Annotated in this window: 6 protein-coding genes; all 6 read left to right on the top strand. The window is 35.8% G+C overall.

The window, feature by feature from the left end:
• The first annotated feature begins 692 nt into the window (after positions 1–692).
• The 6 genes from E0I26_RS15960 to lhgO all read left to right on the top strand — a co-directional run bounded on the left by E0I26_RS15960 (position 693) and on the right by lhgO (position 9883).
• On the top strand, positions 693–1979 hold the full coding sequence (locus tag E0I26_RS15960) for a nucleotide sugar dehydrogenase (protein ID WP_131917441.1): 1287 nt from the start codon (positions 693–695) through the stop codon (positions 1977–1979).
• A gap of 172 nt (positions 1980–2151) precedes the next feature.
• Positions 2152–3159: a mannose-1-phosphate guanylyltransferase gene (locus E0I26_RS15955; protein WP_131917440.1), complete on the top strand. Its 1008-nt coding sequence runs from the start codon at positions 2152–2154 to the stop codon at positions 3157–3159.
• Between the two features lie 279 nt (positions 3160–3438).
• Positions 3439–5874, top strand: coding sequence for an SLBB domain-containing protein (locus E0I26_RS15950; protein ID WP_131917439.1), 2436 nt, complete (start codon positions 3439–3441; stop codon positions 5872–5874).
• A gap of 342 nt (positions 5875–6216) precedes the next feature.
• Positions 6217–7287 (top strand): Wzz/FepE/Etk N-terminal domain-containing protein, encoded by a 1071-nt coding sequence (locus E0I26_RS15945; RefSeq protein WP_131917442.1) that lies wholly within the window; start codon positions 6217–6219, stop codon positions 7285–7287.
• A gap of 85 nt (positions 7288–7372) precedes the next feature.
• Positions 7373–8668, top strand: coding sequence for a nucleotide sugar dehydrogenase (locus tag E0I26_RS15940; RefSeq protein ID WP_131917438.1), 1296 nt, complete (start codon positions 7373–7375; stop codon positions 8666–8668).
• A 15-nt stretch (positions 8669–8683) separates the two neighbouring features.
• Positions 8684–9883: an L-2-hydroxyglutarate oxidase gene (gene lhgO / locus E0I26_RS15935; protein WP_131917437.1), complete on the top strand. Its 1200-nt coding sequence runs from the start codon at positions 8684–8686 to the stop codon at positions 9881–9883.
• The last annotated feature ends 4 nt before the right edge of the window (positions 9884–9887 follow it).

The raw sequence follows: 9887 nt of genomic DNA, 5'->3' as shown, positions 1-9887 counted from the left end.
CCTTCGACTGCGCTCAGGGTGACACAATGAATGTCATTTTATATTGCTTTTTTTGTAAAAAAAATTAAGCCTCGAACTGATGACGTTTTGAATAATTGTATCCAACGGGTTTAGAATATTGTGTTGCTATTGAAAAAACACTACTAAAAAGACAGTCTAAAAATTTTAGGCAGTTGTTTTTTGATTTGTCAATAAATACAGGACTTTAATAAACAAAGAGATTAAGAGAATAAGAGTGATTTTAAGTAAGTAACTCAATAAAAATAATACCTCTGTGCTGGGGCTTCGAGATAGGGATGTGTTGTGGTTTTGAGAAATCTTTCGCGGTAGTATTTCTAATGCTTAAAGTACAATTGTATTAATTTTTTGGTTCCTTTTTTATGTATTAAAGTTGCATTCTTGCTTAGAATACATCTTTTTTAGCACTTTTGATATCACTAAATTAGGTGATTTTAAAAAAAAGAAACGGGCAATTCATTTCCTTCTTTTGATTGGTTATTAGTTGGTTGTCTGTTTTTTATTCTTTTTATTCGTGTTTTTGGATTTAAGAGGATTTTTAATTTTAAATAAATAGTTTATTGTAGCTATATTTGCACACAAAAAAAACACCCTGATTTCGACTCATTCTGTGAGTTTGAATCGCGAAGCGGTGGATTAAAATTAACAACAGTTAATTAAAATTGATTAAATAGATGAGTTCAAATATAAAAATAGCAGTAATTGGTTTGGGTTATGTGGGTTTACCACTAGCCAGATTATTTGCCACTAAATATGCTGTTGTAGGATTTGACATTAATCAAGACAGGGTTGCATCCTTGCAATCGGGTACTGATACCACTTGTGAAGTAACTGATGCCACCTTGCAAAAAGTACTGTTAGAAGAACCTGCGAGCGGTGCAGTTGGATTGTATTGCACCACTGTTTTAGCTGATATAGCGGACTGTAATTATTATATAGTTACCGTTCCCACTCCGGTGGATAAAAATAATCGTCCTGATTTAACTCCTTTATATAAGTCAAGTGAAGCCATAGGAAACGTTCTGAAAAAAGGAGATATCGTCATTTACGAATCTACTGTTTATCCCGGGGTAACTGAGGAGGAATGTGTACCTGTTTTAGAACGGGTTTCAGGATTAACGTTTAATGTTGATTTTTTTGCAGGTTACTCCCCTGAAAGAATCAATCCAGGAGATAAAGAACATACCGTTGATAAAATTTTAAAAGTCACTTCTGGTTCTACTCCAGAAATCGGACAGAAAGTAGATGATTTGTATAAATCTGTCATCTCAGCCGGAACACACTTAGCCCCTTCTATAAAAGTTGCCGAAGCGGCTAAAGTAATTGAAAACTCCCAGCGTGATATTAATATTGCTTTTGTAAACGAATTGGCTAAAATATTCAATTTGATGCATATAGATACGCATGCCGTTTTAGAAGCTGCGAGTACTAAATGGAATTTTTTGCCTTTTAAACCTGGATTGGTTGGAGGGCATTGCATCGGGGTTGACCCCTATTATTTGGCTCAACGTGCCCAAGAATTTGGATATCATCCTGAAATCATTTTGGCCGGAAGACGGTTAAATGACAGTATGGGTGATTATGTAGCTTCACAAGTGGTAAAGTTGATGATTAAGAAAGGTATTTCGGTTAATGGCGCAACGCTTTTAATGTTAGGAATTACTTTCAAAGAAAACTGCCCTGATGTTCGTAATACTAAAATTGTCGATGTCATAGCTGCTTTAACGGATTATGGAATTACAGTAACGATTTATGATCCTTTGGCCAGTCCAAGTGAGGTTGAACACGAATATGGTTTATTAACTACGAATGTGGTGCCCAATCAACGATTTGATGCAGTGGTTTTAGGTGTAGCACACCGGCAGTTTATGGAATTGGATTTGTCAGAATTGCAAAAGACAACCAGTTTGCTTTATGATGTAAAAGGTGTTTTGGGAGATCGAGTTGATGGTAGATTGTAAAAGTGACTATCTGCTGCTAATACCAGTTGATTATTTTAGCCGCAGATTTTACGGATTTTCACAGATTAAAGAAAAAACGAACCGTTTGTTAAAAAGAAATCTGGTCCGCTTTGCGGACAGTCATAAAAGATTATATTAAAAGGTGCTATAATGCAAAGATTTAAAAATAAGTATGGAAAATAAACAATCAATTACACACGTCATTTTAACAGGTGGAGTTGGTAGCAGGTTGTGGCCGCTATCACGAAAAAGTATGCCTAAACAGTATCTTAACATATTTGATGGAAAATCCTTATTTGAGATGACTGTGGATCGCAACCGCAATATAGCCGACAAAGTTATGGTAGTGGGTAATGTTGATAATTGCCATCTCAGTAAAGATGTAATGCAAAAATCGAATACACCCTATATTGATATTATTGAATCCACTCCCAGAAATACAGCAGCAGCAATAGCTTTTGCCGCTTTTGCTTCGCATCCGGATGCTATTTTAATCGTTACTCCTTCCGATCATATTATAGATGATATGATGCCTTATAAACTTGCAATTGATGAGGCAATTGAAAAAGCCTCGAAGGGTTATATAGTCACTTTCGGGATTATTCCCACTAAACCGGAAACGGGATATGGTTATATTGAACGCAAAGGGGATGATGTTATCTCTTTTCGTGAAAAACCAAATCAGGTTTCTGCCCGAGATTTTATAGCGAAAGGAAATTTTCTATGGAATAGTGGTATGTTTTGTTTTAAAGCAGGAGTGTTTCTGGAAGAATTGAAATTATTTCATCCCGAAGTATATGAAAAATCTAAAATTGCTTGGGATAACAATACCAATGGCACTTTAGATTTAGCACTATCGCTTGAAATTCCCTCTATCAGTATCGATTATGCAGTACTGGAAAGAAGTAAGAAGATTAAAGTGGTGTCTTCTAAATTTGTATGGTCTGATTTAGGTTCTTTTGAATCGGTTTATGATTATTTAGTATCTAAAGGACATCCAGTTGATAAAAATGGGAATATGGTCATAGGGACCAATACTTATACGGCTTTTGTAGGTCTTAAGAATACTATTTTTGTGTATACCGATACTGCTAATTTGATACTTCAGAAAGATAATTCCCAAGATGTTAAAAATGTGTATAATGAGTTGGAACGAGAAAATTCAGATTTGTTAAATTAAAACCCTAAAGTTACAAGTCGCAAATTTTTAAAGCTTTATGTGTTTTAAAAAAGATTAATTGCTACCCTCATTCAAATTAAAAAATAGAATAGACATTATGATAATCCTTAACTAGTACCAATTGATTATTTCAGCCACAGATTTCACGGATTTTCACGGATTTAAAAAAAAATAAACAGATTACTGAAAAAAATCTGTGAAAATCTTTTTAATCTGTGGCTGAAAAGAAATTTAGTCCGCTTAGCGGACAGTCATAATACACATTATTATAAATTACTTATGAAAAAAATAATTACTGCCGTTTTATTGTTGTTTGCTCTTTTTCAATCTTCACAAGTATTAGCGCAGGACTTGTTAAAAAGCTCCGATTTGAGTACCTTAAAAGTGGATTATTTATCGGATAGTGATATTGCAAAAATAAAAGCACAGTTGCTAACCAATAATGTGACTATTGAGCAGGCGGAGCCTATGGCTTTGGCAAAAGGAATGTCTGCCAGCGAATTTGCAAAATTAAAGGAACGCCTTGCGATGCAAGCGACCAAAACCGATGTGGTTAAAAAGGATCGTGACGATGAGGATAAAGACAAAGGATTAGAGAAGGAATTTGGAAGAAAACAGGAAAAGATTGTCAATACTAAAGTTAAGGATTCGATTAATGCACTGGTTTTTGGTTCAGAACTGTTTGATAATCCAACTTTGAATTTTGAGCCTAATTTGAAATTGGCCACACCTGTCAATTATATTTTAGGACCTGGTGATGAATTGCAAGTCAGCGTTTATGGCGTTCAGGAATTTAATGCCAGTATCCCAGTGAGCGTTGAAGGAAAAGTAACGATTCAATATGTGGGTCAAATCCCTGTTTCCGGAATGACTATCGAGGCTGCGACCCAAAAAATCAGAAATGCGATTGCAGGTGTTTACAGTACCGTACGATCAGGACAATCACAGGTAAGTGTTAATCTGACTCGTATCAGAACGATTAAAGTAACTTTGATCGGCAGTAAACAACCAGGAAACTATTCTATTTCTTCTTTGGCAACGGTTTATAATGCGTTGTTTTTAGGCGGAGGACCCGGGAAAAATGGCAGTTATAGAAATATTGAATTGATACGAAACAACAAAGTGCTTACTAAAGTAGATATTTATAATTTTTTGGTTAATGGAGATCAATCTGACAATGTTGGGTTAAAAGACAATGATGTTATTCGAATACCAGCCTATAATCAGCGAGTGACTGTTGAAGGACAGGTTAAACGTCCGGGTATTTTTGAAATGAAAGCGGGAGAGACCTTTACTGATTTGTTGTCTTTTGCCTCAGGATTTAATGAGTTTGCTTACACTGCATCCGTAAATGTATTGCAGAAAACGGATAAAGAATTTAAAGTACGAGACATAAAAGCGTCAGAGTTTACCAGCTACACCCCTTTATCCGGGGATGTATTCCGAGTGACTAAAATTTTAAACCGATTCGAAAATCGCATCAAGATTGATGGTGCCGTTTTTAGACCGGATACCTATTCTTTTTACGAAGGCATGCGGATTTCCGATTTGATTGCAAAAGCCGATGGATTAAAAGAAGATGCTTATAGTAACAGAGCCAGAATCATTAGATTACAATCAGACTTGACTACGGAAATCGTCAACGTGAATTTGGCTAAAGCTTTGAAGGGAGATCTTGAGGCTGATATCGCTTTGAAAAAAGAAGATATCGTAACCGTTTATTCTATTTTAGATTTCGTTGAAGAATACAAAATAACGATCGACGGCGAAATTAAAAAGCCTGGAATTTATGATTATCATCCGAACTTGACCTTGAATGATTTATTGGTGCAGGCTGGCGGATTAACGGGTTCAGCTTCAAAAAGAGTGGAAGTGGCACGAATGATTCAATCTGAGGAAATAGATGACACGAATCCTAATAAAGCGGAATTGTTTAACATAGAAATTACGGCCAATAATAATGAGCAGTTGAAAAATTTTGAATTGCAACCTTTTGATGTGGTGAATATCCGTAAAATGGCGGTTTATGATAAACCCGAAATGGTTACCATAAGTGGTGCCGTGAATTATGCCGGGAAATATGTTTTAGCCAATAAAAAAGACAAAGTGTATGATGTAGTACAACGGGCTGGTGGTTTGACTTCTTTGGCGAATGTAGAAGGCGTTAAAATCAAAAGACCAATTCAAGCGAAACAAATTGAAGCGGTAGAAAGCGTAGATTTGAATTTGGGTACCAAAGACAGTATCCAAAAGAAATTGACCAAAAAATTGAAGGAAGATTTAAAATTTGCCACCATACCCGTAGATTGGAAATCTATTGTTAAAAACCAAAATAGCAGCACCAATGTGACTTTATTTCCCGGTGATGAAATTGAAGTAGCTACTTTTAACGAAGGTGTTAAGGTGACAGGGAATGTATTGTTGACTTCGGAGATTCCTTATGATAAAGGAAAGTCATTTGGTTATTATTTGGATGCTGTTGGTGGAGTAGATGCGAAAGGTTGGAAGAAAAAAGCCTATATTATTTATCCTAATGGAAAAGCAGCAGTAGCCAGTTCATTCCTGTTTATTAGATCCTATCCCAAAGTGAAGCCAGGTTCTCAAATTATAGTGCCTGAAAAACCCGAAGTTAAAAAGATGACTTCAGGAGAATGGGTAGGAATAGGAAGTGTGATATCAAGTTTAGCTTTGCTGTTTTTGACCGCTTTTAAGTAGATAATTTTCATTTGTTTTGCCCCAGCCCTAAAGGGTTTAATGGTGTTCTTGGTTTTGTCCCAGCCCTAAAGGGAGCCCAAGAAGGAGGATGTTGGGATTAATTTTAAAGGGAGGCAAATGAAAAATCGATAGGCGACTTCTCGATACTCCCGAAGCGTCGGGATTATAAAACGCTGTCGCTAATTTATAAAATCACTACCAATGACGTTTTTTATTATGTAGCCCTTCGACTGCGCTCAGGGTGACACAAGGAATGTCATTTTATATTGCTTTTTTTTAGAATAAAAATTACACCTCGAAGTGACGATAGAAAAACAAAAAACCGAAAATGGATATACGAAAATGAACGAACAAATACCCAACGACGAAATATCTTTAAAAGAATTACTGGAAAAAGCCAAGGAATGGTATGCCTATTTGCTGTCACAATGGAAAATTATTGTTTTGGCAGGAATCATAGGGGCAGGTTTGGGATTAGCCTATTCTTTTAGTAAAAAGCCAGTTTACACCGCAACACTATCCTTTGCACTAGAAGATGAGAAGTCAGGCGGTGGATTAGGTGGTGCTTTGGGCCTAGCAAGTTCACTTGGTTTGGATCTTGGCGGGGGCGGAGGCAGTATCTTTACCGGATCTAACTTGACTGAGTTGTTTAAGTCCCGATCGATGGTGGAACAGACCTTGATGAGTCCTGTTGTTGTAAATGGAAAGACCATTTCTCTGGCGGAGATGTATATACAAAATCAGGGCTGGAGGGAAAAATGGAATAACATACCAAAATTGAAAAGTATCCAATTTTTACCGGAAACTAAACGCACCTATTTTACCCGAGTACACGACAGTATTTTGGGTGTGGTATATCAAGATTTGTCCAAAACCGGATTGTCCGTTGCTCAAAAAGACAAAAAGATTGCTATTATTAACATAGATGTTAATTCTACTAATGAATTGTTTGCCAAATATTTCACTGAAGCCCTAGTCAAACAAGTATCCGACTTTTATATCTTCACCAAAAGCAAAAAGGCTAGAATGAATATGGCTATTTTACAAAAACAGACCGATTCTATCCGTGGAGAATTGAATGGAGCCATTACGGGTGTTGCGGTCGCCAATGACAATACCTTCAATTTGAACCCTGCTTTGAATGTGCGCCGTGCGCCTTCTGCCCGCCGCCAGGTGGATGTGCAAGCGAATACTGCTATCTTAACCGAATTGGTTAAGCAAAGTGAATTGGCGAAAGTGACTTTGCGTAAAGAAACGCCTTTGATTCAGGTGATTGATAAGCCGATTTTGCCTTTAAAGAAAGAAAAATTTGGGAAGGCTAAAGGAATAAAGATAGGTGGTTTTCTTCTAAGTTTTGTAACAGTATTAGGTCTTGTTTTTAGGAGGATATACAGTACTATTAGTTTAGGGTAGCCATAGATCTATTTTGAAAGAAACAAAGATCATTCAAAAATAGATAAAATTTAAAAGCATATACATAAAAAAATATAAGATTATTATGTCAAAATTATTCGATTCATTTATAAATAAAGAAAAAATTATTTCGGTTACTGGTTTAGGTTATGTAGGCTTGCCACTTGCTCTAGAGTTTGCTAAATATTTTAAAGTTATCGGATTTGATATCAATTCAGCTCGAGTGGAGTTAATGAAAAAAGGAATTGATCCGTCAAAAGAGTTAGACTCTAACGCTTTCGATGGATGTGATATTACTTTTACTGCTGATGTGGAGGATTTGAAGAAGGCTCATTTTCATATAGTGGGCGTGCCTACAGATATAGATGAAAATAAGGTGCCTAATTTGAATCCGTTGTTAGGAGCTTCTAGAAGTGTTGCTTCAGCATTAAAAAAAGGTGATTATGTCGTTTATGAATCTACAGTCTATCCTGGTTGTACCGAAGAGGATTGTATCCCCATATTAGAAAGCATTTCTGGATTAGAAGGTGGTGTTGATTTTAAATTTGGCTACAGTCCAGAACGGATTGTTCCCGGAGATAAAGTGAAAACCTTGACTAATATATTAAAAATAGTTTCTGGTAATGATGATGAGGCTTTAGAAGTGATTTCTGAAGTATATGGTTCAATCATCAAAGCAGGGTTGCATAAAGCCGAATCGATAAAGGTTGCTGAAGCAGCTAAGGTTATTGAAAATACACAGCGAGATATCAATATCTCCTTGATGAATGAATTGGCAATCATTTTTGACAAAATGGGTATTGATACCAAGGCTGTTATTGAAGCAGCAGGAACCAAATGGAATTTCCATAAATACCAACCGGGATTAGTAGGAGGGCACTGTATTAGTGTTGATCCTTTTTATTTAATGCACAAGGCTAAGCAGTTAGGGATAGATCCACAGGTGATTGCAGCCGGAAGAAGAGTGAATGATTTCATACCAAGTTTTATTGCTAAAAGAATTGTTCAAGCTTTAATTGAACAAGATAAAAATCCCGGAAAAGCTAAGGTTTTGGTTATGGGTATTACTTTCAAAGAAGATGTTTCAGATATCAGAAATTCGAAAGTGGTTGATTTAGTGAAAGAGTTAATGGATTATTCTATCCATGTCCATGTTATTGACCCGCATGGATGTCCTAATGAATTGGCTCATGAATATGGAATTACATTGATTGAAGAACCTGTGGGATTATATGATATTATAGTATTGGCAGTAGGACATAATGAATATATTCAAATGACTACAGAAGATTTTCAAAAATTGTCTAAGGATGAAATTTACATGTTTGATATAAAAGGGATGAAGAACCCAAAAGAGTTTAAAAACTACTGGAGATTATAATTTAAAGATATTGATTTGAAAACAGATTTCATCATTATAGGAGGGGGTATCGTAGGACTTTCAACGGCATATCATCTAAAAAAGCAAAATCCTGAATTAAAAGTCGTTGTTTTAGAGAAAGAATCTAAAATTGCCTTGCACCAGACCGGTCATAATAGTGGAGTGATACATTCGGGGATTTATTATAAACCTGGAAGTTTAAAGGCCATAAATTGCAAAAGAGGCTATGATCAATTGATTCAATTTTGTAACGAAAATGAAATTAAATATGATCTTTGCGGTAAAATAATTGTAGCCACCGAAAAAGAAGAATTGCCTATAATGGCAGAGATTTATGATAGAGGGATAGCCAACGGACTTTTGGGGATTAAAAAAATAAGCGCTCAAGAAATTAAAGAAATTGAGCCGTATTGTACCGGGATAGAAGGAATTTGGGTTCCCCAGACAGGAATTATTGATTATAAAGAAGTTTCGCGAAAATATGCTGATTTATTTGTGCAGCTAGGTGGAGAAATTTTATTTGGGCAAAAGGTACAGGAAATCAGGTCTATTGGAAATAGTTCTGAAATACAAACGAAGAACAATCGTTTTGAAACGAAATGGATTATCAATTGCGCAGGATTGTACTCTGATAAGGTTGCGAAAATGACAAATGAAGCACTTGATGTTCAAATTTTGCCTTTTAGAGGAGAATATTTTAATATTAAAAAAGAAAAAGAATATTTAGTTAAGAATTTAATTTATCCGGTGCCTAATCCTAATTTTCCTTTTTTAGGAGTTCATTTTACGCGAATGGTTCATGGCGGTGTTGAAGCAGGACCTAATGCAGTATTGGCTTTTGCCAGAGAAGGATATACTAACAAAATGATTAATTGGAAAGAGCTTTTTGAAACCTTGGGTCATTCCGGTTTTCAGAAAGTGGCCTTAAAGTATTGGAAAGATGGTATGTACGAAATGTATCGTTCGTATTCGAAAACTGCTTTTACAAAAGCATTGCAAAGATTAATTCCAGAAATTCAAAAAGAGGATTTAGAGGTAGGTAACGCAGGAGTTCGTGCACAAGCCTGTGATAGTAGAGGAAATCTCTCTGATGATTTTTTGATTTTTGAAGATAACAATGTAATTAATGTATGTAATGCACCTTCGCCAGCAGCTACGTCATCGTTAGCAATAGGCGAGAGTATAGCTACTTTGGCATTAAAAAAATATAATTAAGATT

The organism is Flavobacterium rhamnosiphilum, from assembly GCF_004349195.1.
In the GTDB taxonomy this organism is placed as follows: domain Bacteria; phylum Bacteroidota; class Bacteroidia; order Flavobacteriales; family Flavobacteriaceae; genus Flavobacterium; species Flavobacterium rhamnosiphilum.
Note: the sequence above shows the minus strand (reverse complement) of the source record. Positions and strands in the feature narration are given on the sequence as shown.

What these genes read in the sequence shown, in the direction of transcription:
- E0I26_RS15960 (WP_131917441.1), top strand. Translation starts at nt 693, where the DNA reads ATGAGTTCAAATATAAAAATAGCAGTAATTGGTTTGGGTTATGTGGGT.
- E0I26_RS15955 (WP_131917440.1), top strand. Translation starts at nt 2,152, where the DNA reads ATGGAAAATAAACAATCAATTACACACGTCATTTTAACAGGTGGAGTT.
- E0I26_RS15950 (WP_131917439.1), top strand. Translation starts at nt 3,439, where the DNA reads ATGAAAAAAATAATTACTGCCGTTTTATTGTTGTTTGCTCTTTTTCAA.
- E0I26_RS15945 (WP_131917442.1), top strand. Translation starts at nt 6,217, where the DNA reads ATGAACGAACAAATACCCAACGACGAAATATCTTTAAAAGAATTACTG.
- E0I26_RS15940 (WP_131917438.1), top strand. Translation starts at nt 7,373, where the DNA reads ATGTCAAAATTATTCGATTCATTTATAAATAAAGAAAAAATTATTTCG.